The organism is Paucibacter sp. KBW04, from assembly GCF_003852425.1.
Classification (GTDB): domain Bacteria; phylum Pseudomonadota; class Gammaproteobacteria; order Burkholderiales; family Burkholderiaceae_C; genus Paucibacter_A.
Genome location: NZ_QAJN01000006.1, coordinates 124,080 through 148,788, shown reverse-complemented (window position 1 = coordinate 148,788; position 24,709 = coordinate 124,080). Strand labels below are relative to the sequence as shown.

At 62.5% G+C, this 24,709-nt stretch carries 19 protein-coding genes and 2 tRNA genes; 13 read left to right on the top strand and 8 right to left on the bottom strand.

The features are described 5' to 3' along the window. Window positions 1-4 precede the first annotated feature (4 nt). The 11 genes from secY (at window position 5) to DBR47_RS08055 (ending at window position 7,614) form a co-directional block, all read left to right on the top strand. Window positions 5-1,315, top strand: coding sequence for a preprotein translocase subunit SecY (gene secY / locus DBR47_RS08105; RefSeq protein ID WP_058721924.1), 1,311 nt, complete (start codon window positions 5-7; stop codon window positions 1,313-1,315). A gap of 49 nt (window positions 1,316-1,364) precedes the next feature. Next, the gene (infA, locus tag DBR47_RS08100) at window positions 1,365-1,583 is read left to right on the top strand and encodes a translation initiation factor IF-1 (protein ID WP_009855680.1); all 219 of its coding nucleotides are present in this window, start codon (window positions 1,365-1,367) and stop codon (window positions 1,581-1,583) included. Window positions 1,584-1,642: 59 nt separating this feature from the next. Further along, window positions 1,643-1,756, top strand: coding sequence for a 50S ribosomal protein L36 (gene rpmJ / locus DBR47_RS08095; RefSeq protein ID WP_056194202.1), 114 nt, complete (start codon window positions 1,643-1,645; stop codon window positions 1,754-1,756). 34 nt (window positions 1,757-1,790) lie between these two features. Continuing rightward, window positions 1,791-2,156, top strand: coding sequence for a 30S ribosomal protein S13 (gene rpsM / locus DBR47_RS08090; RefSeq protein ID WP_124448784.1), 366 nt, complete (start codon window positions 1,791-1,793; stop codon window positions 2,154-2,156). 29 nt (window positions 2,157-2,185) lie between these two features. Next, window positions 2,186-2,590 (top strand): 30S ribosomal protein S11, encoded by a 405-nt coding sequence (rpsK, locus tag DBR47_RS08085; protein WP_058721926.1) that lies wholly within the window; start codon window positions 2,186-2,188, stop codon window positions 2,588-2,590. Between the two features lie 257 nt (window positions 2,591-2,847). Then, window positions 2,848-3,471, top strand: a complete 624-nt coding sequence (gene rpsD / locus DBR47_RS08080) for a 30S ribosomal protein S4 (protein WP_124448782.1) — start codon at window positions 2,848-2,850, stop codon at window positions 3,469-3,471. A gap of 139 nt (window positions 3,472-3,610) precedes the next feature. Further along, complete coding sequence (locus DBR47_RS08075) at window positions 3,611-4,600, top strand: DNA-directed RNA polymerase subunit alpha (RefSeq protein WP_124448780.1); 990 nt, start codon at window positions 3,611-3,613, stop codon at window positions 4,598-4,600. A 133-nt stretch (window positions 4,601-4,733) separates the two neighbouring features. Beyond that, window positions 4,734-5,123, top strand: a complete 390-nt coding sequence (rplQ, locus tag DBR47_RS08070) for a 50S ribosomal protein L17 (RefSeq protein ID WP_124448778.1) — start codon at window positions 4,734-4,736, stop codon at window positions 5,121-5,123. 256 nt (window positions 5,124-5,379) lie between these two features. Further along, window positions 5,380-7,275: a protein-disulfide reductase DsbD gene (dsbD, locus tag DBR47_RS08065; protein ID WP_197046936.1), complete on the top strand. Its 1,896-nt coding sequence runs from the start codon at window positions 5,380-5,382 to the stop codon at window positions 7,273-7,275. Between the two features lie 38 nt (window positions 7,276-7,313). After that, window positions 7,314-7,390, top strand: a tRNA-Met gene (locus DBR47_RS08060). Window positions 7,391-7,537: 147 nt separating this feature from the next. Further along, window positions 7,538-7,614, top strand: a tRNA-Met gene (locus tag DBR47_RS08055). 100 nt (window positions 7,615-7,714) lie between these two features. Here the strand turns inward: DBR47_RS08055 and DBR47_RS08050 are convergent. From DBR47_RS08050 to DBR47_RS08015, 8 genes are all read right to left on the bottom strand, one after another. Then, window positions 7,715-8,284, bottom strand: a complete 570-nt coding sequence (locus tag DBR47_RS08050) for a hypothetical protein (protein WP_124448776.1) — start codon at window positions 8,282-8,284, stop codon at window positions 7,715-7,717. Window positions 8,285-8,462: 178 nt separating this feature from the next. Next, entirely contained in the window at window positions 8,463-9,833 is a 1,371-nt protein-coding gene (locus DBR47_RS08045) for a Gfo/Idh/MocA family protein (protein WP_124448774.1), read from the bottom strand. Window positions 9,834-10,036: 203 nt separating this feature from the next. Then, window positions 10,037-10,618, bottom strand: a complete 582-nt coding sequence (locus tag DBR47_RS08040; RefSeq protein ID WP_124448771.1) for a PEP-CTERM sorting domain-containing protein — start codon at window positions 10,616-10,618, stop codon at window positions 10,037-10,039. A gap of 37 nt (window positions 10,619-10,655) precedes the next feature. Next, on the bottom strand, window positions 10,656-11,984 hold the full coding sequence (locus DBR47_RS08035) for a DUF3472 domain-containing protein (protein ID WP_124448769.1): 1,329 nt from the start codon (window positions 11,982-11,984) through the stop codon (window positions 10,656-10,658). Between the two features lie 98 nt (window positions 11,985-12,082). Further along, window positions 12,083-15,121, bottom strand: a complete 3,039-nt coding sequence (locus DBR47_RS08030; RefSeq protein WP_124448767.1) for a TonB-dependent receptor — start codon at window positions 15,119-15,121, stop codon at window positions 12,083-12,085. A gap of 128 nt (window positions 15,122-15,249) precedes the next feature. Further along, window positions 15,250-18,210 (bottom strand): TonB-dependent siderophore receptor, encoded by a 2,961-nt coding sequence (locus tag DBR47_RS08025; RefSeq protein WP_124448765.1) that lies wholly within the window; start codon window positions 18,208-18,210, stop codon window positions 15,250-15,252. Between the two features lie 91 nt (window positions 18,211-18,301). Then, window positions 18,302-21,757, bottom strand: a complete 3,456-nt coding sequence (locus tag DBR47_RS08020; RefSeq protein ID WP_231512196.1) for a TIM-barrel domain-containing protein — start codon at window positions 21,755-21,757, stop codon at window positions 18,302-18,304. Continuing rightward, window positions 21,754-21,948 (bottom strand): hypothetical protein, encoded by a 195-nt coding sequence (locus DBR47_RS08015; RefSeq protein WP_124448763.1) that lies wholly within the window; start codon window positions 21,946-21,948, stop codon window positions 21,754-21,756. The genes DBR47_RS08020 and DBR47_RS08015 overlap by 4 nt, the downstream gene beginning before the upstream one ends. Before the next feature lie 188 nt (window positions 21,949-22,136). Here DBR47_RS08015 and DBR47_RS08010 point away from each other — a divergent pair, with 188 nt between their 5' ends. Both DBR47_RS08010 and araG read left to right on the top strand, forming a co-directional pair. Continuing rightward, window positions 22,137-23,144, top strand: coding sequence for a substrate-binding domain-containing protein (locus DBR47_RS08010; protein WP_124448761.1), 1,008 nt, complete (start codon window positions 22,137-22,139; stop codon window positions 23,142-23,144). 22 nt (window positions 23,145-23,166) lie between these two features. Then, window positions 23,167-24,675, top strand: coding sequence for an L-arabinose ABC transporter ATP-binding protein AraG (araG, locus tag DBR47_RS08005; RefSeq protein WP_124448759.1), 1,509 nt, complete (start codon window positions 23,167-23,169; stop codon window positions 24,673-24,675). Window positions 24,676-24,709: the final 34 nt, after the last annotated feature.

The window sequence follows — 24,709 nt, the reverse complement described above, 5'->3', positions numbered from 1 at the left end:
CACAGTGGCTACCAACGCAAACCAACTGGCCAAGAGCGGCAAGTTCGGCGACTTGCGTCGCCGCCTTGTGTTTCTTCTGCTGGCGCTTGTCGTCTACCGCATCGGGGCGCATATCCCCGTGCCCGGTATCGATCCTGGCCAGCTGAAGCAGTTCTTCAAGGGTCAGGAAGGTGGCATCCTGTCCCTGTTCAATATGTTTTCGGGCGGTGCGCTGTCGCGCTTCACCGTCTTCGCGCTGGGCATCACGCCCTACATTTCGGCCTCCATCGTCATCCAGTTGATGACTTATGTGGTGCCGGCTTTGGAAGCGCTGAAGAAGGAAGGCGAAGCAGGGCGTCGCAAGATTACGCAGTACACGCGCTACGGCACTTTGGGCCTGGCAATTTTCCAATCGCTGAGCATTGCTCTGGCTTTGGAAAGCTCGGCTGGTCTGGTGATCAGCCCTGGATTCGGATTCCGCCTCACGGCAGTCTCCAGTCTGGTTGCCGGCACGATGTTCCTGATGTGGCTGGGTGAGCAGATTACCGAGCGTGGCTTAGGCAACGGGATTTCGATCCTGATCTTTGGCGGTATCGCCGCAGGTTTGCCGGGTGCTATTGGTGGTTTGTTGGGCCTGGTGCAGACCGGCGCCATGGGTCCTGTTTCTTCGCTGTTCATTGTGGCTGTTGTGGTCGCGGTGACGTATCTGGTGGTGTTTGTCGAGCGCGGTCAGCGCAAGATCTTGGTGAACTACGCCAAGCGCCAGGTGGGGAACAAGGTCTACGGTGGTCAGAGCTCGCACCTGCCGCTGAAGCTGAACATGTCGGGCGTGATCCCGCCGATCTTCGCATCGTCGATCATCCTGCTGCCGACCACCATGGTGAGTTGGTTCGCTACCGGTGACAGCATGCGCTGGTTGAAGAACATTGCGGATATGTTGCACCCAGGTCAGCCCATTTATGTGCTCCTGTATGCTTCGGCCATCGTGTTCTTCTGCTTCTTCTACACGGCTCTGGTGTTTAACAGCCGCGAGACAGCAGACAACCTGAAGAAGAGTGGTGCGTTCATCCCAGGCATCCGCCCGGGTGAGCAAACTGCGAAGCATATTGACAAGATCCTGTCCCGTTTGACTTTGGCCGGCGCCATCTACATCACTGGTGTGTGCTTGTTGCCTGAGTTCTTGACCTTGAAGTACAACGTGCCTTTCTATTTCGGTGGCACCTCCTTGTTGATCATTGTTGTGGTCACCATGGACTTCTGGGCTCAAGTGCAGTCTTACGTGATGAGTCAGCAGTACGAATCACTGCTGAAGAAGTCGAATTTCAAGGCCAGCTGAAAAGCTGAGTCAACGTTTAACCAAGATCCATCAGAACAGAAACGAAGGCATGGCGAAAGACGACGTCATTCAGATGCAAGGCGAGATTCTTGAGAATCTTCCTAATGCTACGTTTCGTGTGAAGCTGGAGAACGGGCATGTCGTTCTCGGCCACATCTCGGGCAAGATGCGTATGCATTACATCCGTATCTTGCCAGGTGATAAGGTCACCGTAGAACTAACCCCGTACGATTTGAGTCGTGCTCGCATCGTGTTCCGGGCGAAGTGAGCTTATCTTTTCCCCGGTTATGCGCTGTGAGCGCTTTTGAGTAGGTCAAGGAGCAGACCATGAAAGTTTCGGCATCCGTCAAGCAGATGTGCCGCAATTGCAAGATCATCCGTCGCAAGGGCGTGGTGCGTGTGATCTGTACCGATCCGCGCCACAAACAGCGTCAAGGCTGATTGCTGCACGACACGAGCGAATTAGAGGACGCAAATGGCACGTATTGCTGGTATTAATATTCCGCCGCAAAAGCACACTGAGATCGGTCTGACCTCGATCTACGGCATTGGCCGTACGACCGCCCAGAAGATCTGCACGACTTGCGGTATCCCGTTCGACAAGAAGGTCAAGGACCTCACCGACGCTGATCTGGAAAAGATCCGTGACGAAGTGGGCCGCATGACCATCGAAGGCGATCTGCGCCGCGAGATGTCGATCAACATCAAGCGTTTGATGGACCTCGGTTGCTACCGTGGTTTCCGTCATCGCCGCGGTCTGCCGATGCGCGGTCAGCGCACCCGCACGAACGCTCGCACTCGTAAGGGCCCGCGCAAGTCGGCCGCTACGGGCAAGAAGTGATCTGCGCTAAGCATTGAAAGAAGGTCAAGATGGCAAAAGCACCCAATAACTCGGCTGCGCAGCGCGTTCGCAAGAAGGTTCGCAAGAACGTCGCCGATGGCATTGCACACGTTCACGCGTCGTTCAATAACACGATCATCACGATCACCGATCGCCAAGGCGGCGCTCTGTCCTGGGCTTCCAGCGGCGGACAAGGCTTCAAGGGCTCGCGCAAGTCGACTCCTTTTGCTGCGCAGGTCGCTGCTGAAGTGGCCGGCCGTGCCGCTCAAGACCAGGGCATCAAGAACCTGGACGTCAAGATCAAGGGCCCCGGTCCTGGTCGTGAGTCTTCGGTCCGCGCTCTGGGCGCACTGGGCATCCGGATCAACTCGATCTCTGATGTGACACCCGTGCCGCACAACGGCTGCCGTCCGCAAAAGCGTCGTCGTATCTAAGGGTCTTGTCCCTTTGATGCGAAAGATGCGATAATCGCTGTTTTTCCCGCGCCGGCGGGCACGCAAGTGCCGCGCCGGCCGTTTCGTTGAAGCTTTGTTGCACTGTTTTTGGGTTGTGTTTAGGCACAGATCCGCAGGTAGCTGAGTTTTTAAGACCACCGTCCGAGCCGATAAAAACACTGGCCGGACTCGCGTATTTCTTGCAAGCTTTTTGAGAGCGGGCAGGGCGTGCGTCAGATTGAATAAGGACACGCAAAGTGGCACGTTATCTCGGCCCCAAGGCCAAACTTTCCCGCCGTGAAGGCACCGACCTGTTCCTGAAGAGCGCACGCCGCCCGATCAGCGACAAGGCAAAGTTCGACTCCAAGCCCGGTCAACACGGCCGCACCTCGGGTCAGCGCACCTCCGACTTCGGTCTGCAGCTGCGTGAAAAGCAGAAGGTCAAGCGCATGTACGGCGTCTTGGAGCGTCAGTTCCGCCGCTACTTCGCCGAAGCCGAGCGCCGCAAGGGTTCGACCGGCACCAACCTGCTTTCGCTGCTGGAATCGCGTCTGGACAACGTCGTCTATCGCATGGGCTTCGGCTCGACCCGCGCTGAAGCACGTCAGCTCGTGTCGCACAAGGGCATCACCGTGAACGGTGAAGTCGTCAACATCGCTTCTTACTCGGTCAAGGCTGGCGACACCGTTGCCGTCCGTGAAAAGGCGAAGAAGCAGCTGCGCATCACCGAAGCTCTGAAGCTGGCCGAGTCCATCGGCCTGCCGGCTTGGGTTGCTGTTGACGCTACCAAGCTGGAAGGTGTGTTCAAGAAGGCACCTGACCGTGATGAGTTCGGTGCTGAGATCAACGAATCGCTGATCGTTGAGTTGTACTCGCGTTAATCGTTTCGCTGTTGCCGACGGCGCCTTCACTGGCACTGTCGGCGTTCCCTCGTCTGGGCTAGGCCACCCTGCGGCTCTGCCCGGTTGGTCCCTCAGCCTTATCGGTGTAACGAACCGAGGGTATTGAAAGAAAGACCTCATGCAAACCAATCTGCTCAAACCCAAATCCATCAATGTGGAGCCCCTCGGCGGTCATCGCGCGAAGGTAACGCTGGAACCGTTCGAACGCGGCTATGGTCATACGCTGGGCAATGCTCTGCGTCGTGTGCTGCTGTCTTCGATGGTGGGTTATGCGCCGACGGAAGTGACCATTGCTGGCGTCTTGCACGAGTACTCGGCCATCGATGGCGTGCAAGAAGACGTGGTTCACATCATGTTGAACCTCAAGGGCGTGGTGTTCCGTCTGCACAACCGTGAAGAAGTGACCCTGGTTCTGCGCAAGGAAGGTGAAGGCCCGGTGACGGCAGCCGACATCCAGACGCCGCATGACGTCGAGATCATCAACCCTGAGCACGTCATCGCCCACCTGTCGCAAGGCGGCAAGCTGGACATGCAGATCAAGGTTGAAAAGGGCCGTGGCTATGTGCCTGGCACGATGCGTCGCTACGGCGATGAGCCGACCAAGTCGATTGGCCGCATCGTTCTGGACGCTTCCTTCTCGCCCGTGCGTCGCGTCAGCTACGCCGTCGAGAACGCTCGCGTTGAGCAGCGTACCGATCTGGACAAGCTGGTCATGGAAATCGAAACCAACGGCGCTATTTCGCCCGAGGAAGCGATCCGTGCTTCGGCCAAGATCCTGGTTGAACAACTGGCCGTGTTTGCACAGCTGCAAGGTACCGACCTGGTCGATGCCTTTGACCAGCCGGCTCAGCGTTCCAGCAGCTTCGACCCGATCCTGCTGCGCCCTGTGGATGAGCTCGAGTTGACCGTTCGTTCGGCCAACTGCCTGAAGGCAGAGAACATCTATTACATCGGCGACCTGATCCAGCGCACCGAGACCGAGTTGCTGAAGACCCCGAATCTGGGTCGCAAGTCGCTCAACGAAATCAAGGAAGTGCTGGCTTCGCGCGGTCTGACTCTGGGCGCACGCCTGGAAAACTGGCCCCCGCAAGGTCTGGACAAGCGTTGATCGTTCAACGTCTGTTCCTGCATTGAATTTGTAGTGAAGAAGTAAGTGGGCTGAGCCCTGACAAGCTCAGTCCGGTGCACCCGGCAGTACCTGATACGGCTGCTGGCGATTAATCAAGGAAAGGATAAGCACCATGCGTCACCGTAACGGCCTCCGTAAGCTCAACCGTACGAGCGAACACCGCAAAGCAATGTTGCGCAATATGTGCAACTCGCTGCTGCAACACGAAGCAATCAAGACCACGGTCCCCAAGGCCAAGGAACTGCGTCGCGTTGTCGAGCCCCTGATCACCTTGGCCAAGGAACCCACGCTGGCAAATCGCCGCCTGGCTTTCGACCGTCTGCGTGATCGCGACATGGTCACCAAGCTCTTCAATGAGCTGGGTCCCCGTTTCAAGGCTCGTCCTGGCGGCTACACCCGCATCCTGAAGATGGGCTTCCGTGTTGGCGACAACGCACCCATGGCCTATGTTGAACTGGTGGATCGCGCCGAAGGCGAGACCGCTGGCGAAGCGGCCGAATAAGAAATAGAACTCTGAGGCGCGCAGCGCAAGCTGCTAGCCTCATGGGTTGATTTGAAAGGCCAGCGTTTCGCTGGCCTTTTTTTTGCTCGCTTAAGGTCTGGGCCGGTCTCCGCTCGCGTTTTGCCCAGCAATTTGGGCGAGCGGCGGCAAGGGCAATAACTTTGCGCACGTCAAAACTGGGCCGAATCCGTTTAAGCTCACGGCCCAAACCTCACGCTTACAGCTCTGGGCCGAATTCGGGCGCAGGGCATGCTTCATGACTCTTCATCTCCATAAGTTCAAAACGCTGGCCCTGATGGGCTTTGTGGGCCTTCTCTCTATGCTGGGTCTGGCCGGCCAAGTCCGCGCCGACGATTTCTTGGAGCCCGAACAGGCCTTCAAGCTGAGCGTCAAGGCCCTGGACGGTAACAAGCTCACCGTCAATTTTGAGATCGCGCCCGGCTACTACATGTACCGTGAGCAGTTCAAGCTCGAGGCCACCGGCGCCAGCTTGGGGGAGCCGGTTCTGCCTGCGGGCAAGACCAAGTTTGACGAAACCTTTCAGAAGACCGTGGAGGTCTATCGCGAGGCTTTGAATGTGCAGGTGCCGGTGACTCAGGCCAATGGCAAGTTCAAGCTGGCGGTGACGGGGCAAGGCTGTGCGGACAAGGGCTTGTGCTATCCCCCGATGACCGCGCATTTCGAGCTCAGCCTGGCTGACTTTGGCGGGGATGGCCAGGTCAAACGGCTTGAAGGCGGCGATCCTCTTACGGGTGCGCTGAGCTCTCCGGCGGAGCAAAGCGCTCCTGCGGCTTTGCCCGAGGCCTCAGTGGCGCAGAGCGACGCTCAAGCCGTGCCCGCTTCCGAATCCAGTCGCCTCGATGCCGCCTTGCAATCTGGCCGTTTCTGGACGGTGGTGGGCGTGTTCTTCGTGGCTGGTCTGCTCTTGTCGCTGACGCCTTGCGTCTTGCCCATGTTGCCTATTCTGTCCTCCATCATCGTGGGCTCGGGCGGAAAGACGACACGCAGCCGAGGCCTGCTTCTGGCCATCAGCTATTCCCTGGGCATGGCGCTGGTCTACACCGCTCTGGGTGTGGCGGCAGGCCTGGCGGGAGAAGGTCTGGCCGCAACGCTGCAAAAGCCCTGGGTTTTGGCGGCCTTCGCCGCGGCCTTGGTGCTGTTCTCCTTGTCCATGTTCGGTGCGTACGAGTTGCAACTGCCCGCCGGTTTGACGGGCGGCTTGTCGCAAGCGTCGCAGCGTCTGCCTGCCGGCCGCTTCTTCGGCGTCTTTGTGATGGGGGGCGTGTCGGCTTTGATCGTTAGCCCTTGCGTGGCGGCTCCGCTGGCCGGCGCCTTGCTTTACCTGAGCCAGACCCGCGATGTGTTGCTGGGTGGCAGTGCTCTGTTCGCCCTGGCTTGCGGCATGAGCGTGCCCTTACTTTTGTTGGGCGCTTCGGCTGGCAGTTTGCTGCCACGCGCAGGTGCCTGGATGGATGGCGTCAAGCATTTCTTCGGCATGCTCTTGCTGGCTGTTGCCCTGTGGACGGTTCAACCCGTGTTGGCCCCGGCCCTGGCCCAAGCTCTTTGGGGTGCTTTGCTGATCGGCAGCTCGGCCATGCTGGGGATCTTCCAGCCGGCCCATGCGGTGCATCGTCCGCGCACCTGGTTGCGCAAGACGGTGGCGGTGATCGCCATGGTTTACGGCCTGCTGCAATTGGTGGGCGCGGCTGCGGGCGGCACCGACACTCTCAAGCCGCTGGCTGGCTTGGGCCGCGTGGAGGCCAAGACCTTGGCGGCCGGTGGTGAGGCCACTGGTGAGTTGCAGTTCCAAAAGGTCCGCAGCGTCGCCGAACTGGACGAAGCCGTGGCCAAGGCCGGTCGCCCGGTGATGCTGGACTTCTACGCCGACTGGTGCGTGTCCTGCAAGGAGATGGAGCGCTTCACCTTCAGCGACCCGGCCGTGCGTCAGCGCCTGGCTGGCGCCTTGCTGCTGAAGGCCGATGTGACGGCTAATAGCCCGGCCGATAGGGAATTGCTGAAACGCTTCAAGCTCTTCGGCCCGCCCGGCATCATCTTCTTTGATGCCCAGGGCCAGGAGCAGTCCGGCGTGCGCGTCATCGGCTTCCAGAACGCCGAGCGCTTTCTTTCTTCACTAAATGCAGCGGGCCTCTAACGCTTTGCATAAAAGTGCGCTATACTGCTAGCTTCAGTCGCGGGGTGGAGCAGTCTGGTAGCTCGTTGGGCTCATAACCCAAAGGTCGTAGGTTCAAATCCTGCCCCCGCAACCAAGAATTTTGTTCGGTCATGCCAGTGGCCGGATGCAAGTGAATACAAGGCGTTTGCAAGAACGCCGAGCAAGTCGATAAGACTTGTAGAACGCAAGCCGCCAGCTTTGATGAGCATTTGGGCGGCTTTCGCTTCTGATAACAATCAGTCGCGGGGTGGAGCAGTCTGGTAGCTCGTTGGGCTCATAACCCAAAGGTCGTAGGTTCAAATCCTGCCCCCGCAACCAATTTTCAAAACACCCACGGGTTTGTTTTGGGCGCCAAAGAAAAGCCGATCCCTAGGGTCGGCTTTTTGCGTTGTAGGTCCTCATTCTGATCGCGTGGCTTTTAGTGCTTGATGTCGATTCGCACGAGGTCAATGAAGACGCGCTCGCCCACGGGGTAGATCGACACCGCTCGCTGTTGATTCTCCGTGCCGACCTTGAACAGTCGGCCGCCTGGTTTGGGGCTGGAGTCCTCGCAGTTCAGGGGCTTGTCCTTTTTGCTGGCCGTCATCTCGCCACCTTTGCTGACCGCCTCGGCACTCCCCTTCTTCCCTTCGCAAACCAGTGGCTTACCGTAGGCGCTCATGGCATCAAGGTAGACGCGTGCAATGGCGTCGACCGAGTCCTTGCTGCTGTACTTTTGCACCGCAAGCTTGAAACCAAAGCTATTCGACCAGAACCCCATGGCCAGGCCTTTGTTTTCCTCACCCTGCTCTTTGCGTTGGATCGCGCCGGGGTAAATCGGCAGTCCTATGTCCGCGCTGTCGGTGGAGGCGCGGAGTTCCAGCCCCAGGTTCAGCCCTTCCGTCTTGCTCTCGGCAGCGGATGCCGCGTGGCTCAGAGCCAGGGTAGCGGAGAGCAGGCTGAAGAGCAGGGTGGGTAGTCGTAAGGATCTGCGGGCTTGAGTGGTCATGGCGAGCCTGCCTGAGGCATGGGTGATGTCGATGCCCCCAGATTAGGACTTCAGGCTCAGCCATGCTCCCGGCTTGCGACAGCCCGTCAAAGTGCGGGCATGTGCGGGGCTATCGGCGGATGGGCGTTGCCGGCTGGTTCGCGCCAGCGCTGCCCGTCCGCGTGCATCGCGCCAGGCCTCAGTAACTGTCCCCAAAGGCGAAGATGGGCTTGCGGCTCTTCCACAGGCCTTCGGTGAAGTCGGGGAAGGCCAAGGTCTTGAAGCCTTCGGCGATGGACTGCTCCGACAGCGGCGTGATGGCGCTCCAGGCCACGGCGTCGTACACATCGATGGGCATGGGGGCTTCGGCCTTCAAGGCTTCGACAAAGGCGTGGATGACGAAAAAGTCCATGCCGCCGTGGCCCGCGCCCTCGGCGGCTGCGGCGTACTTCTTCCACAGCGGGTGGTCGAATTTGTCCTGATAGGCCTGGAAGTCTTCCCACTGGTGGGGCTTGCTGATGCCCTCGATATGCACCGAGTGGTTGAGGTCCATCCACAGGCCATCCGTGCCCTGCACCCGGAAGCCCAGGGAATAGGGCCGGGGCAGCGAGGTGTCGTGCTGCAGCAAAATGGTTTCGCCGTTTTCGCAGGCCAGGGTGGTGGTGACCACATCGCCCAGCTTGTACTTGAGCTTGGCATTGGGGTGATCCTTGGCCCCCATCTTCTTGCCCACATAGTCTTGCAGGCCGCGGGCCTTGCTGGCGAAGGCATTGATGTGGGTGAAGCGGTTGCCGCGGTGGATATTGGTGAACATCGCGCAAGGGCCGATGCCGTGGCTGGGGTAAAGCTCGCCATTGCGTTGCACCGAATGCTCGGTGCGCCAGCGCGCCTCCGACCACGCCTTGTCGCCGATTTCCACGCCGCCGCCATAGGGCTTGCTCGGGTCGCCCGAGTTGAACTTCACCGCGCGCAAATCGTGTTGGTAGCCGCCTTGCAGATGGACCAACTCGCCGAACATGCCGGCGCGCACCATCTGCAGCACGGCCATCACGTCGCGGCGATAGCAGACGTTTTCCAGCAGCATGTAAGGCGTGCCGGTGCGTTGCTGGGTGCGCAGCACATCCCAGTGGTCTTGTAAGGTGATGCCGGCCACCACCTCGCAACCCACCGCCACCTTGGCATTCATCGCATCAATCGCCATGGGCGTATGCAGCTCCCAGGGGGTGGCGATGATGACGCCGTCCAGGCCTTTTTGCTCCAGCAGCTTGCGGTAGGCGAGCTTGTCGCCCGACTCGCCATAGGCCTGCGGCTTGGCCTTGCCGGCCTTCTCGACCATGGCCATGGCCCGACCCAGCATGATGGGCTCGATATCGCACAGGGCGACCACTTCCACATCTTCGCGACGCAGCAGCTCGCGTAGCAAGACCTGACCCCGCATGCCGGTGCCTATCATGCCCAGGCGCAGGCGGGTACGGCCGGCGGCAAAAGCGGGGCGGCTCAGGCCCGTGCTGCTCAGCGTTGCGAGCGTGCCCAGTGCGGCACCGGAAGAAAGAAAGCTTCTACGTTTCATCATCTTGATTCAAAGGTGCAAGTCCAGTGGACTTGGGTTGGCGCCTGGCGGGGCGCTCAAAAAGGGCCTGTTGGAGAACGAGAGTGGCAGGAGCCGCCGAAGGCCGGGCGCTGGCAGATGCCTGCGCCCGGCTCTGGATTCTCAAGCCTGGGGCGCGCCTGCGGAAGAGGATTCCCCCACAGGCGTGCTCATACCGTGCGCGCTCATCCCTTGCTTGCTCGGCGCTTCTGCGTGCCCAGGAGCAGCACCAGCCCCAAGCCCATCAGGCCATAGCTGGCGGGCTCCGGGACCGCGGCGGTCGCATAGTCCAGGCTTAGCCGGCCGGACTTCCAGAGGCCGTCTGGCGCCAAGCCGTCCGAGGCGGCCTCGCTGAATTCCAGGCGTAGCACGCCGTCGGCACCGACGCTGAAGTCCAGGCCCTGCACCCTCCAGTCGGACTGCCCGCTGAACTGTGCCGTGCCCGATTGATCGCTGCCCAAGCCTGGGGTGAAAAGCACGCCAGGGCCGGTGGCGTCCGAGCCCGAGAAGCTCAGCTGCATCTCGGACAACCAACTCGGGTTCGTCGCCTGCAGCGTGAGGTCCCAGCTCAGGCCGGTCACATGGCTGCCGGCGCCGATATTGAAGCTCAGCACGGTGTTGGCGCCGGAACCCAGCAGATCCCGGCTGGCGATGCCGGAGACATCGATGAGCAGGCTCGCGGCCTGGACGTTCGTGCTGGCCGCAGCCAGGAGCAGGGTCAGGCCACCCAGCGCGGCGCTGAAGCGTGAATTGACAAGAGTTTTCATATCGATCTCCAAGAGGCAAGAGTGGTGGGGCGCAAGCTCATGGCAGGGTGTTCAGATCCACCGTGGGCTTGCGGCCTGTCAGTGGGCGGATGAAGTTTTGGTGTGAGGGCACGGTCTCGTTGAAGAAGCCGCCCATGCGCAAGAAGAACTGCCCGCTGCCGGCGTCCAGGCCACCGGCGAAGTCCATGCGTTGCTTGTTGTCGCCGGTGGGGTCGGTGTCGTACCAGGCCTTGTTGATCTCGGTCCAGACGCCGCTGCTGCTCACCGCCCATTGCTGACCAAACAGCGCACGGTGGCCCAGATAGCCTTTGTCCACATTGAAGTTCTCCACAAAGGAGTAAACCCCCTTCATCCAGGTTGTGGTGTTCTCCCGATGCCAGGTGGCGATGAAGTGCCAGCGGCCGTCTTCGGGGGCGAAGAACCAGGCGGAGTAGTTGGTGGCGCCCAGGCCATCGGGCCGCACGCGGGTGATGAATTTATAGGTATTGCCAGCCACCCAGGGGTAGACCAAATGGGACTGGCCGCCGGTGCCTTCCCCGCCGAAGTTGTTGACGATGACATCAGGCCCCTTGCTGACCAGACGGGTGGCGCCCGAGGCCGGATCCCAGACCGAGAACAGCACCCAACGCTCATCCGGCGCGTTGACCTGGATGCCCATATAGCTCTCAGAATTGCCGTTGGTCATGTAGTAGGAACCGAGCGTGTCTTCGCCCTGCGGCACGGTCAACTCGCTGTAGAAATACTCGGTATTGCTCGGCACATTGAAGCCCAGATGCACCGAGGGCCCGCGCCGCGACCAGTAGAAATTGCTGGGGTCATTGGCGTAGATCAGACCCGGCGTGGCCGTGCCGTTCAAGACGATGTCGGTGAGGGTGCCGAACTGCGGGCCGGTCCGGTTCAGGCCTTGCACATCGATGCGCACATAGCCGGGTGCGGTGACGTCCACCGTGGCCAGGCTGCTGAACTGAGTAGCGCCCGAGTTCATGCGTATCTTGAAGCTCTTGCCCAAGGCCGTGACCTTCACATCGCTGAGGCTGCCGGGTGGCGCGCTGCCGCGCAGGGTGATATTGAACTTGCCGGCCTGGGCGACTCGCACATAAGTGCTGATGACGGTGTTGGGATCGCTCCAATCCATCAAGCCCTGGGCACCATCGATCCATTCGGGCGCATCGGCGGCGGACTGGGTGATGAAGGCATTGCCCGAGAGGGCGACGACCGGTGCCGTGGCCTTTGAGGCTGCTGCCGTTGATGCTGCTGCTGCCGGCGCGGCAAGCGCGCTGCTGATGCCCATTAGGCCCAGCGATGCGCTCAGGGCCAGGCTCAAAGCCAGGTGCTTGAGTGGGCGATGAAATCGAAATTCATGCATGGCAATTTCCTTCTCTTTCAGTGAAACGACAAGCCTGCTGCCAGCCCCGGCGGGCATGAGGCCATGGAGGCATGGGGAAACCGGGCCCCGGACTTCGTTCAGAACTGGTGCTGGTAGCTGGCCGTCAGGCGTGCGGCCCGCGGGGACTGGCGCTCGTTGATGCTGAGATAGGTGTTGCTGATGCCGTTGTCGTCCTCGCGCACCTCGTTGACGGCACTGACGGTGCGCGCGTCGAAGACGTTGAAGACATCAACCTGCAGCTTCAAGCCCTTGATGAGCGAAGGTGAGTACGCCAGATTCATGTCCAACTGCTTTTGCCAGGGCAGGCGTCCCATGCTGCCGCGTGGTGCTGCCACGCCATCGCAAAACCAATAGGCCGAGCCATAGCTGTTGTCGCCCGGCACATTGGCGGGCAGCATGCCGTGGCAGTTGCGCGGCTTGCCCGACGTCAGGCTTAGATTGGCCCCCAGCATCCACTCGGGTGTCAGCTGGTAGAAGCCGTAGGCCTTGATCACATGGGTGTGGTCATTGGGCAGATAGCCGTCGGAGTTGAGCATTAGCGAGCGCAGATCGGAACTGGTGGTCAGGGCCACATCACCGCCGCCGATGGAGTCCACCTGGCCCTCGCTATTGCCCTGGCTGCGCGAGTAGGTGTAGTTGAGCTTGCCGTACCAGCCGTCGCGGAAAGGGTGCTCCAAAAAGAGGTTCAGCGCGGCATAGGTGCGCTTGACCTTGGGCAGGCCCATATCGGCCGCGCTGAGGTCGATGGCCACCAGCTTGCCGTCGCCCTTCAGATCCACCCACAGGCGATTGGCTTCACCGGGGTTGATAACGGTGCAGAAGCCGGGGAACTTGCTGGCGTCGAAGTCCACATTGTTCTTCTTGGCCCAGTCCGCAATGATGCCGGCGTCGCAGGTGTCGTCATTGGTGCTGCGCAGGCTGCGGTAGTTGAAGGAGGCGCCGAAGTTCAGGCGGGGCGAGAAGGCTTTCTCAAAGCCCAGGCTCATCTCGTCTTGGTAGAGCGGGCGAATGCCCTCGGCCACCGCCGTCTTGGGATCGACGGACTGGCCAAACTGCCCGTTGATGGAGACCTTGTCGCTGATGGCATGCAAGCCTGTGGGCAGGCCGGTGATCGGGTCCACGCCGGTGTAGGTGTAGTAGGTCGTGTAGTTGGTGCGGGGCACGCCCAGATTGCTGGTCAGATTGGAGGGCACCGGCAGGTGGTAGCGGCCCGCATTGGCAAAGAGCTTGAGCGAGCCGTCGCCATGGAAGTCCCAGCTGGCGCCCAGGCGCGGCGCGATCTGCTGCTTCTGCGAGATCATGTCCTTGCCGTCGGTGTTCTTGTTGTTGAAGCTCTCATTGCGCAGGCCCAGGTCGAGCAAGATGTTGTCGCTGATCTGGTAGCGGTCCTGGATGTACTGGGCCGATTGGGTGCCGCTAGGCCTGGAGATATTGAAGAACACGTTCTCGCCCACGTAATAGCCTTGGGCGCCGTAACCACCTCCTTGGGCGGGTGACTCGATGAAGCCGGTCAACTTTTTGTTCGGGTCGTTCAAACGGCCGTAGTTGAAGGCGGAGCCGCCGGCCTGGGTTTCGCCCACCACCGAGTTCACCTTGATGTGGTCGATGCCGGCACGCAGCGAGTGCTTGCCCAGGCGGTACTCGAAGTCCAGGCGGAAGACCTTTTGGCTGTCGCCCTGGTCCGCTGCGGGCAGGGTGCCGCCCACGGTCTGCGGGTCCAGCGGGTAGACCAGACCGGGCACGCGGGTCGCGGCCGTGCTGCTGATGTGATGGATATTGGGGTCGTAGCTATCGGGCAGGCGTGTGTGCTTGGTGGCGGACTCGCCGTAGAGCGCGGTGACGGTCAGGTCCTCCGTGAGATAGCCGGTGTACTTGAGGATGGAGATGTCGGCACCCGGCGCCGAGCCGCCGCCGCAGCAGTTGACGGTGCTCTGGCCACTCTTGTAGACGTAGTCGCGCTCCATGGTGTTGTAGTTGAAGCCGAAGGAGCGGCTCTGGCCGCGCGTCTCGTCGTGGATGCGGGTGAACTCGAAGTGGTGGTCGTCGTTGAGGTGAAAGTCCAGTTTCAACAGGCCGCGGTCCACGGTGTTGCGGCTCTCGGTGAAGCCGGCCGGGTTGATGGGCACATCGGGCGTGGCCGAGATGCTGCCGCTGTCGGTCTGCTGGCGCTCCAGGGCCACAAAGGCGAACAGCTTGTTCTTGATCAGCGGCCCCCCGGCGTAGAGCCCATAGCCCTTGGTGTCGGTGCTGTTCTTCTCATTGAAGTAGCGCAGCTTGCCGTCGGTCAGCGGGTTGGCGCCGGTATTGGGGTAGTAGCTGTTGTCGGGCGTTCCGCGCAAGCTATTGGGCGCGAAGAAGAGCTTGCCTCCCACTTCCCAGTTGTTGGAGCCGCTCTTGGTGGTGATATTGACCACGCCGCCGGTAGCGCGGCCGAACTCGGCACCATAGCCGCCCGACAAGATTTGGGCATTGGCGATGGCGCCAAAGGGCAGCTCCGAAGCGCCCACCTGGGTCAGCAGATTGGTGACCGGGAAGCCATTGATGTAGAAGGCGTTCTCCGAGGCCCCGGAGCCACCGAAGCTGGCGGCATTGCCGTACTGCGAGTTGGTGTAGCGATTGGTGCCTGGCGCCAGCTGGATGATGTCGGCCACCGTCTGTTTCAAGGGCAGGGCGATCAGCTCTTTGGCCGTCAGCACCACACCGTTATTGGTGTTGGACACATCGATGCGTTTGATCTGGCCCGTCACCTGCACCGCGTCCAGGCGCTCGATCTGGCTGAAGCTGGCCTCCACGCCCTGGCCCACCAAGGCCTCGACCTCCAGGCTCTTCTCCAGCACATCGCCGCGCATCAGGCGGATCTGGTAGCGGCCCGGCGGCATGGAGGTGGCTTGAAATTTGCCGTTGGCATCTGGCGTTAGTACGCGCTGGATGCCGGTGGCCAGATTCTTCAGCACGATGCTCTGGCCCGGGCCTGGCGGCACCTCGCCGTAGATGGTGGACGTGGCGTTGGACTGCGCCTGGGCTGGCGTGCTCAGGCCAGCGCTGAGCAGGGTGGCACCGCAAAGCAGGGCGAGGGCGTGTGCGATCGCATGGTGCCTGGACTTGGACTTGGACATGGTGTGAACCTTGGTTTGAAACTGCGGGGAGCAATGCAGCGGCTTCACCTGGGGCCAGGCGAGCCATGGGTCTTGCGGGGGACTCTTGAAAAAAGCCCCTCATGCACTGGGCACAAGGGGCTTACGGCTTACCAGAACTTGTAGCTGGCCGACAGGTTCAACATCCGGCCGTAGATGTTGTAGCGGTGGTCATAACCTTCCCAGCCATTGGGGTCGTAATAGGGCTGGGTGCCGAAGAGATTGATGATGTTCAGGCCCAGGCGCAGGTCTTTGACCGGCGTCCAGTTGAAGGCCAGATTGACCGTGGTGTAGGAGGGCGCACCGGCCACGCACTGGGCGGGCGAGAGCGCGCCGCCCTTGTCCTCGCAGGCCTGCGCGGTGTAGCTCTCATCGCTCGGATAGTCCTTCCACTGGCGCGAGCCGGTGTAGTTGACGAAGACGCTGCTGACCAGATTGCCGTAGGTCCAATCGGCGTTGACGGTGGCCGTCACCTTGGGCGTGCCGTGCAGGCCGATGTAATTGCCCGACCAGCCCTCGCCATCGTCGGCGTTGTACTTGGTGCGGTTCATGATGGTGGCCTTGGCGCCCAGGTTCAGGCGGCCCCAGCTGTTCAGCGAGAAGCGCGCTTGAGCGTCGATATCAAAGCCATCCACCAGGGTGCGGCCGCGGTTGGAGTAGGCATTGACCAGACCCGCCAGATTGCCCACCGTGTAGCCCGGTATCCCGGCTGCGCAGGCGGCCGCATTGGCCGGGTTGGCGCACATATTGGCGACCAGGGCCATATTGGCGCGGTCCGCGTCGGAGATGGCCAGGCGGGTTGCGTTGGGCGCGCCGATCAGAGCCGGGCCGTATTTCTCCACCGCCTTGTCAAACAGCTGGGTGAAGTCCTCGCGGATGATCTCGTTGCGGCGGTAGGCGAAGAAGTAGTCGGCCGAGAAGTCGAAGTCCTTGGTCGGCTGCAGCACAAAACCCAGGGTGCTGATCTTGGCCGTCTCAGGCTTTAGATTCGGGTTGGGCGGGGTCAGGCCGCCCACCACGGTGGAGCAGTTGGAGTTGAAGAGCTGGCTGCCCGATTCGCGGTCCGAGGCGGTGACCGACTTCTTCAGCAGATTGGCGATGGCATCGGTCTCGCTGCAGCGCACCGAGTCCTTCAAGGCGGTCTGGGCGAACACGCCGCCATTGCCGGACTCCGCCAGATTCGGCGCGCGGAAACCTTCGGAATAAGTGCCGCGCAGCAGCAGCTCGGGGCTAGCGCGGAACTTCAGGCCCAGCTTGGGCGCGAGGTTGGCGCCGAAGTTGGGGTATTTGTCCAGGCGCGCGGCGGCGTCCAGCTCCAGGCTCTTGGTGATGGGCACGACGACCTCGCTGAACAAGGCCGCCACATTGCGCTCGCCCTTGAACCAGGAACCGCCTTGCTGGGTGATGTCACCGGCCGCGGCCGCAGCATTGCCGGGGGTGTAGAACTCCTCGCGCATCAGATTGGCGCCGAAGGCGGCGCGCACATCGCCGGCGGGCAGGGTGGCGATCGTGCCTTCGAGCTTGCCGTCCCAGGTCAGCAGCTTGGTCCAGGACTGGATGTCAAAGGTCGGGAAGGCTTCGCGCAGCAGGGCGGCATTGGCCTCGCTATTGACGCCAAACTGGTAGGCCGGCTTGTCGGCGATGTACTGGCGGCCGGTCACCGGGTCGGTGGTGAAGGGGCCGAAGGCCTTGGCGAAGCCGGTCTTGCTGATATTGATGGTCTGGTAGAGCACCGAGTGGCCACCGGCCGCGCTGACGGCGGTCTCGAAGTCCCAGTCACCCCAGCCGCCACGCAGGCCGGCCAGCACGCGGTAGTTGTCATCGGTATTGCGCTGACCGATATGGCCGGGCGCGTCCAACATGGTGTAGCTCAGGCCGGCCGCACCTCCCATCTTGGCCTGCAGCTCGGGCGTGAGCTTGTTGTAGATATTGGTGGGCGAGAGATAGGGCACGACAAAGGTGTTGAGCGTGCTGCCGGTATCGCGCGCATACCAGTTGCTGGTCGAGCCACTGTTGAAGGTGGGCGGGCGGTTGTTCGAGTGCAGATTGATATGGGTGTAGTTGGCCTGGGCAAAGGCCTGCAGCGTGGGGCTGATCTCAAACGTGCCGCTCAAAAAGCCGGTTAGGCGTTCGGAGTCGCCGACCGTGGCCAGCTGATAGGGCAGGGTGTTGAGCACGCAGCTGGTGTTGCTGCCGGTGGTGACGACGTTCTGGCAGCCCGGTGCGGCCATGGAGCTGCGCACTTTTTTGCTATCGAAGACAAACAGCGTGCCGGGGTTGAGCTGGCCGGGCTGGCTGCCCTCGTTGATGCGGAAGTTCTTGATGTAGTTCGGGTTGTCGATGTAGAAGCCTTCGGGGCGCTTGTCGTAATCGTCCTTGGGGTAGATGGGGTCGCGCTTGTAGAGATTGAGCGAGCCGTAGACATTGAAACGGTCCCGCGCGAGATCACCAAAGCCGAACACCGCCGAGGCTTGATGCTCGCCCAGGGCGCCGATGCGGGTGGACTTCTGGGTGCTGCCGCTGAGCTCAAGGCCTTGGTAAGACTTCTTGGTGATGACGTTGATCACGCCCGCAATCGCGTCCGAACCGTAGATGGCGGAGGCGCCATCGGTGAGGATTTCCATGCGCTCGATGGCGGCGGCCGGGATGCTGTCGATATTGACGAACTGGGTCTGGAAGCCGTCCGGTGCGCCGTAAAAAGAGAGGCGGCGGCCGTTCAGCAGCACCAGGGTGGCGCCCGCGCCCAGGCCGCGCAGATTGGCCTGCGAGGCGCCGTCGGTGCCAGTGAACATGGAGCGGAAGTCCTGCAGCGCCGGCATATTGGCGGGCAGATTGTTCAGCACCTGTTGCAAGGTGGTGGCGCCCATATTTTCGATCTGCCGCCTGTCCACCACCTGCACCGGCGAGGCCGTCTCGGCGTTGATGCGCTTGATGCTGGAGCCGGTGACTTCCACCCGGTCCAGCTTCTCGGTCTCGGCGCCGGGCTTGGCCGGTTCGGCCGCCTGGCTCCAGCTGGCCATGCCTGCAAGCGCCAGCAGGGTGGCCAGCTTGTTGAGTCTTTTGTTCGTCATCGCGTCTATCTCCTGGTGGGGGCGGTCGGCAGGGGCCGCCGCCCGGTTCTCATTGAAAAATCGGGATCAAGGCTTGAGCGTCGGGCCCGCCTCAGCGTGCTTTGCTGGGGCTCACGCGAGCGTCCTCGGGCCCCAGCAGCGAGGCATTGGCCCAGTTGCCGCAGGCCGCGCTGGTCTGGCCGGGGCCAGCGCCCACGCTGCGCAGCTCCAGCAACTGCAGGCCGCGTACATCGAGCTCGGGTTTGACGACGGCCGGGGCTTGCACCAGGCCGCTGCTGTAGAGCAGGCGGCCATCGCCCCAGACCTGGAACTCCATGCCGCGCTTGTCGCCGCGGCAGCTGTCGTCGATGCCCACATCGGCGCGGAAGCGGCTCCAGCCTCCGCTCAGATTGAGTGCTAGCTTGGCGCCGGGCTTGGCGCCCAGGCCTTTGCGGAACTGCAGGCCGTTCATGCGCATCTCGGCCTTGCTACTTGCTGGCTTGTCCTTGGCGAAGCCTGCGGGCAGGGCGGGCAGGTCGGAGAGGTAGTGCTGCTGCTGTTCGGCTTGCAAGGGCTGGCGCTGCTCCATCACGCGGAACTCGCTCAGCACAATCGGCGGGACCTCGGCCGGTGTGAAGGCGTTGAAGGCCTTGGCCACCGGCGCTTCCCCGCCTTTTTGATTGGCCGTGACCATGGGGTCTTGCGCCGCCGTGCCTTCCTCCTCGTCGGGCTTGTGCACGCTCAGCACGCGGAAGCGCAAGAGGCGGCCGGCCGCGGCCTTGAAGGCGATCTTTTGCAAGCCTTCTTGCAGCTTGAGTCGGCCGCGATGCACGGGCGCGCCCCAGTCGCCCATATTGTCGGAAAGATAGATTTCGTAGTCGCGGATCTGACCGTACTTCCAGTGCTTGTCGTTGCGCGGTGCCAGCTCGATGCCATCGATCATGCGGCGCTCGCCCAGGCCCAGCACCCATTCATGCGGCCCGGTCTTCTGGGCCTGGTTGCGGCTGGTGCGGAACCAGCTTTCCGGCTTGCCATCACGCTTGCCGCCGTTCAGCGCATTCTCCAGCGGGTGGCCGGGCTCTTCCGCCGGGCGGGCCACGACCAGCAAGCTGTCCACCGGCACCTCGCGGCCCAGCACGGGGGCGGCGGGGAAGCCCGACCCTTCCGTCAGCACCGCATCGGCGGCAATGCGGATCACAAAGGACAAGGCTTGGCGGATGTCTTGCTTGGCCGTCTTGACCTGCACGGTGCCGTAGCGATCGTCGGCATCAAAGAACCAGCCGCTCTCGGCCGCCGCAAATGCCGCCGCGTCTTTCAACTCAGGCAAGACCTGACCCCCTAGCTCCACCGCCTGTGGTCGGGTGCGGCTGTGCACCAGCAAGGCATAGCTGCGGCGCGCTTCCTGGCCGGCATAGCGACCCTGCACGCCGGCAATCTCCACCCGCACATCGCCCGCGCCCTGGGCGGGCGCTTGCATGCGAATCTCTTGCTGGCTGAACTCCCCCTCTTTGTAGCGGCGGCTGCTGCCGTCGTCCTCATAAAGCGTGGTTTGCGAGCTGCCGCTGGGGTAGAGGTCCAGGGTCAGCTGATCCTTGGGCTTCTCGCCATCGAACAAGACCTCGGGGTACATGGGCAGGATGGCGCCGGCGCGCACAAACACGGGCAGCTTGTCCAGCGTCACCTGCAGATCCAGGGTCTGGCCCTGCTTGCCGGCGCGCACTTGGCGGCCGTCCCAGTAGTCGAACCACAGGCCCTCGGGCAAGTAAATGTCCTTGCGCCAGCCCTGGCTGGCCGCCTGGCTGCGGTAGACGGGGGCCACCAGCAGATCGCGGCCCAGCAGGAACTGGTATTTGTGTGCTTCGCTCAGGGCCTGTGCATCGTTCCCGTCCCCGAGGTGGTCCCACATCAGGCCGCGCACCAGGGGCGCGCCGCTTTGCTCGGCCTCGCGTGCCAGGCCGTACATATACGGCGTTAGGCGCAGCTTCAGCTTCAGATACTTGCGGTTGATGCTGCGATAGGGCTCCTCATAGGCCCAGGGATGTTTGCGCGCCTGTGCCGCCCAGCCGGACATGCCCATCAGCACCGGGGTGAAGCTCTTCCACTGCAGATCGCGGGTGAAGGTCTCGGGGCTGCCGCCAAAGATGGCGTCCACATCGCCGGTGGCGTAGGCCTGGCCCGAGAGGCCGGAGCCGATCAGGGTCGGGATGTGCCAGCGGATGTAGTCCCAGCTGCTGCTCTGGTCGCCCGTCCAGGTGACGGCATAACGCTGGGTGCCGGCCCAGCCCATCACGGTCCACAAAAAGGGGCGAGAGTCGGAGTTGTCCAGAATGCCTTGGTAGGCGGCCTGGTTGGCGTCCAGCGAGTGCTGATAGCCCGCGCCCGTCCAGGCCACGTCCAGCTTTTGCGCGCGGCTGCCGGCAGTGCCGACTTCCCACTTGATCTTGTCGACGCCGTTCTCGGTCCACAGCCCGGTCTTGAAGCCGTACTTGGCCAGGCCCTGCACCACCTCGGGCAGCTGGGTGTAGCCGCAGCCATAGCCGTCGTTGGGCAAGATCCAGCCGCCGGGCATATCGTGTTCGCGGTACTTCTTGGCCACGGACTCGATCACGTCGGGCGTCTTGCCGGTCGGGCCGTCGCTCCAACCCGGGGGCACGGTGCCGGGCTTCTTGATGTTGTCGCCGTCGTTGTAGCAGTCGGCATCGCCGTACTCATAGGCCCAGCGCGGCAGCAGGCGGGCGCGGCCGGTCAGCAAGGTGTAGCCGGCCAGCACTTCGCGGATGCTGGGGCCGACGAAGTAGTAGGCGTCGAAGCGGCCTTCCTGGTGGGCCAGGGTGATCTGGCGGGCATCGCGCAGGTCATAGCTGCCGTCGGCCCAGCTATTGCGCAAAACGCCCCAGCCGCGCGAGCTCATCAGAAAAGGAGCGGGGCTGGGGCGGTCGCCTTCTTCCCAACCGCCGGAGTAAGACACCTCCAACTGCTTGCCCTTGAACTCGAAGGCGCCGTTCTGCTGGCCGCCGCCGAAGAAGCGCTCGCCCTTGTCGCTGGCCAGGGTCTGCACGCTGAGCTTGTCGCTCAGGTCCAGGCCCAGGGTCTCTTGCCACAGGGGCTGGCGGTTGTCGGCCTTGTAGAGCTCAAAGCGCAGGGGCTTTTTGTAGATGCGCAGGGCGAATTCTTCGGTGCGCAGCAGGTGGTGGTCGCCGGCATCGCTCATCTGGTGATCCACCCAGCCGCTGGGCTCTTTCTCGACGATGGCGGCGGCCTTGTTGCCGGGCTCGCTGAGTTTTCCCTTGGCGCCGGCCCAGATGCGGAACATGGACTTGTTCAGCAAGCTGATGCGGATCAGGGTCTGGGCATCGGTGCGCAACTCCCATTGGGGCGTGGCCGATTGCTTGTCTTGGGGCCTTTGGTCGGCAGCCTCGCCCAGGGCTTTGATTTCCCGCAGATTGCCCACGGCCGCAGCCTGGGCGGCGCCGCCACTCATGGCCAGAGTACCGGCCAGGGTGCCCGCCAGGGCGGCCACGGTGCCGCGCAGTCTGCGCTGCCGGCTTGCCATGTGTTTCTTGTTCATCTTGTGTGCTCCTCTTCAGTCACGGCGGCGCGAATTTCGCCCGCCGGCCCTGCTTGTCTGAATTCACCCATCGAAATATCTTTCGTTTTTCGATTTTGTGAACTTGTATCTTTCGATTCACCGGTGTTTGCTGCCAAAACCCCCGGTGTCAGGCCTTTTCTTTGCTGAAATTCATTGTGCATACGAAACAAACAAAAAAGTATTTAGTGAAAACACTGAGAGAAAAACTCAAAGGAAAGATAAACGAAAGTTCTCTTGTCTTTCGTTATCTTGTGTTGTTAGACTTGCCCCCGCTGATCTCATTTCATTCCCCTGCGCTTCCGGTGTGGGTCTTGTGAATCGAATGAGAGATCCATAACACCTAGAGAGGAGACTTGCGATGCGGCGCCTGTTCATCAAGACAGCGGTTTCGGCTTCCCTGGCCAGCGGCCTGGCGGGGTTGCTGGGCCTGACGGCCTCGGCGGCCCAGGCCGCCCCCGAGATCAAGATCGGCTTTGTGATCAAGCAGGCGGACGAGGCCTGGTTCCAGGATGAATGGCGCTTCGCCGAACAGGCGGCCAAGGAGCATGGCTTCAAGCTGGTCAAGATCGCCGCGCCGGACGGCGACCGCCTGCTGGCCGCCATCGACAATCTGGCCGCCCAGCGTGCTCAAGGCCTGGTGGTCTGCGTGCCCGATGTGAAGCTGGGCCCGGCCCTGGTGGCGCGTGCCCGCCAAGCCGGGCTCAAGCTCTTGACGGTGGATGACCGCTTGGTCAACGGGGCCGGCCAGGTGATGGCGCAAGTGCCTTATGTGGGCGTGTCGGCCCGCGCCATCGGCGAGCAGGTGGGCCAGGCCTTGCTGGCCGAGATCAAGAAGCGGGGCTGGGCGCTGAAAGATGTGGGCGCCATCCGCGTCACCTACGATCAGCTGGCCACCTCCAAGGAACGCACCGATGGCGCGACGGCCGTGCTCACCCAAGCCGGCCTGCCCGCAACGCAGATCTTCAGCGCGCCCGCCCCCAAGGCGGATGTGGAGAACGCCTTCAACGCCAGCGCCATCGTGCTGACGCAAAAGCCCCAGTTCAAGCAGTGGATCGCCTTCGGTCCTAACGACGAGTTGGTCTTGGGTGCGGTGCGAGCCGCCGAGGGCAAGGGCTTGCGCGCCGACAAATTCATCGGCGCTGGCATTGGCGGCAGCGCGGCGGCGGCCAATGAATTCGCCAAGGCCGAAGCCACCGGCTTCGTCGCCACCGTGATGCTGAGCCCGCGTCGCCATGGCTACGACACGGCCCTCGCCATGTACCGCTGGATCAAGGACGGCCAGGCCCCGGCGCTCCTGACCCTGACCAGCGGCGAGGTGGCGGACCGCGCCAATCTCAAGCAGGTGCGTGCCCGTCTGGGCCTCTGAGCCTGGGGCGGAGCCCGTGGTCATGAATACGCTTGAATTTCGCGGCATCAGCAAATCCTTCCCTGGCGTGCGCGCGCTGGCGGGGGTGGACCTGCAGCTGCGCCCCGGCCGCGTCCACGCCCTGATGGGTGAGAACGGCGCGGGCAAAAGCACCTTGCTGAAAATCCTCAGCGGCGATCTGGCACCCGATGGCGGCGAGCTGCGGCTTGGGGGTCAGGTCTTGCGCCTGAGCAGTGCCGCCGATGCCTTGGAGCGCGGCATCGCCGTGATTCACCAGGAGTTGCAATACGTGCCCGAAATGACGGTGCTGGAAAACCTCTTGCTGGGCCGCATGCCCAGCCGCTGGGGTTTTGTGCAGCCCGCCCGGGCGGCGGCCGACTTGGGTGAGCGCCTGCAAGCCATGGGCATTGGCTTGGACCTGAAGGCCAAATTGCGGGAGCTGTCCACCGGCCAGCGCCAAATGGTGGAGATCTGCAAGGCCTTGCTGCGCGATGCCCAAGTGATCGCCCTGGACGAACCCACCAGCTCGCTCTCCCACCGCGAGGCCGAGCAGCTGTTCCGCCTGGTGGGCGAGTTGCGCGAGGCGGGCAAGATCATCATCTACGTCTCGCACCGCATGGACGAAATCTTTCGCCTCTGCGACAGCGCCAGCGTCTTGCGCGATGGCCGGGTGGTGGCCGAGTTTGAGAGCCTGGCCGAGATCGGGCGTGCCGCCCTGGTGCAAGCCATGGTGGGGCGCGAGATCGATGACGTCTACGGCTGGCGGCCGCGCGAGATCGGCCCTGTGCGCCTGGAGGTGCAGGGCTTGTGCAGCGCGCAGCTGCCGCAGCCCGCCACGTTCAGCGTGCGGCGTGGCGAGATCCTGGGCTTTTTTGGCCTGGTGGGCGCGGGCCGCAGCGAGCTGATGCGCGCCATCTTTGGCGCCGATGCCGCCACGGCCGGCCGCTTGCGGCTGGACGGCCAGGATTTGCGCCCCGAGATCAGAAGCTGCATCCAGGCGGGCTTGATGTTATGCCCCGAGGACCGCAAGGAAGATGGCATCCTCACCGGCCGTTCGGTGGAGGAGAACATCAATATCAGCTGCCGCCGCCACGGTGGCCACCTGGGCGGCTTCGTCACCGCGCCGACGCAGGAGCGCGAGCTGGCCAATGCCTTCATCCGTAAGCTGGGCATACGCACGGCCGGGCCGCAGCAAGAGGTGCAGCGCCTCTCGGGCGGCAATCAGCAGAAGGTGATTCTGGCGCGCTGGCTGGCCGAGCGGGCCTTGCGGGTACTCATCATCGACGAGCCCACCCGCGGCATCGATGTGGGTGCCAAGCGCGAGATCTACGAGCTGCTGCAAGAGCTGGCCGAGAGCGGCGTCAGCGTCGTGATGGTCTCCAGCGAACTCAGCGAGGTGCTGGGCCTGGCGGACCGGGTGCTGGTGATGCGCGAGGGCGCCATCGTTGGCGAGTTGGCGCGCAGCGAGGCCAGCGAGGCGGCGGTGCTGCACTTGGCTTTCCCCGATGGCCAGGGCGCTGCCCGGCATTGATATTCCCAACAAAGCAAATCAAACACGGCAGATT

Bases quoted from the DNA above. Each gene is read 5' to 3' on its own strand.
- infA (WP_009855680.1), top strand. From the start codon at position 1,365: ATGGCGAAAGACGACGTCATTCAGATGCAAGGCGAGATTCTTGAGAAT.
- DBR47_RS08040 (WP_124448771.1), bottom strand. From the start codon at position 10,618: ATGAAAACTCTTGTCAATTCACGCTTCAGCGCCGCGCTGGGTGGCCTG.
- DBR47_RS08045 (WP_124448774.1), bottom strand. From the start codon at position 9,833: ATGAAACGTAGAAGCTTTCTTTCTTCCGGTGCCGCACTGGGCACGCTC.
- DBR47_RS08050 (WP_124448776.1), bottom strand. From the start codon at position 8,284: ATGACCACTCAAGCCCGCAGATCCTTACGACTACCCACCCTGCTCTTC.
- dsbD (WP_197046936.1), top strand. From the start codon at position 5,380: ATGACTCTTCATCTCCATAAGTTCAAAACGCTGGCCCTGATGGGCTTT.
- DBR47_RS08020 (WP_231512196.1), bottom strand. From the start codon at position 21,757: ATGAACAAGAAACACATGGCAAGCCGGCAGCGCAGACTGCGCGGCACC.
- DBR47_RS08030 (WP_124448767.1), bottom strand. From the start codon at position 15,121: ATGTCCAAGTCCAAGTCCAGGCACCATGCGATCGCACACGCCCTCGCC.
- rplQ (WP_124448778.1), top strand. From the start codon at position 4,734: ATGCGTCACCGTAACGGCCTCCGTAAGCTCAACCGTACGAGCGAACAC.
- DBR47_RS08025 (WP_124448765.1), bottom strand. From the start codon at position 18,210: ATGACGAACAAAAGACTCAACAAGCTGGCCACCCTGCTGGCGCTTGCA.
- rpsM (WP_124448784.1), top strand. From the start codon at position 1,791: ATGGCACGTATTGCTGGTATTAATATTCCGCCGCAAAAGCACACTGAG.
- DBR47_RS08075 (WP_124448780.1), top strand. From the start codon at position 3,611: ATGCAAACCAATCTGCTCAAACCCAAATCCATCAATGTGGAGCCCCTC.
- DBR47_RS08010 (WP_124448761.1), top strand. From the start codon at position 22,137: ATGCGGCGCCTGTTCATCAAGACAGCGGTTTCGGCTTCCCTGGCCAGC.
- rpsK (WP_058721926.1), top strand. From the start codon at position 2,186: ATGGCAAAAGCACCCAATAACTCGGCTGCGCAGCGCGTTCGCAAGAAG.
- DBR47_RS08035 (WP_124448769.1), bottom strand. From the start codon at position 11,984: ATGCATGAATTTCGATTTCATCGCCCACTCAAGCACCTGGCTTTGAGC.
- rpmJ (WP_056194202.1), top strand. From the start codon at position 1,643: ATGAAAGTTTCGGCATCCGTCAAGCAGATGTGCCGCAATTGCAAGATC.
- araG (WP_124448759.1), top strand. From the start codon at position 23,167: ATGAATACGCTTGAATTTCGCGGCATCAGCAAATCCTTCCCTGGCGTG.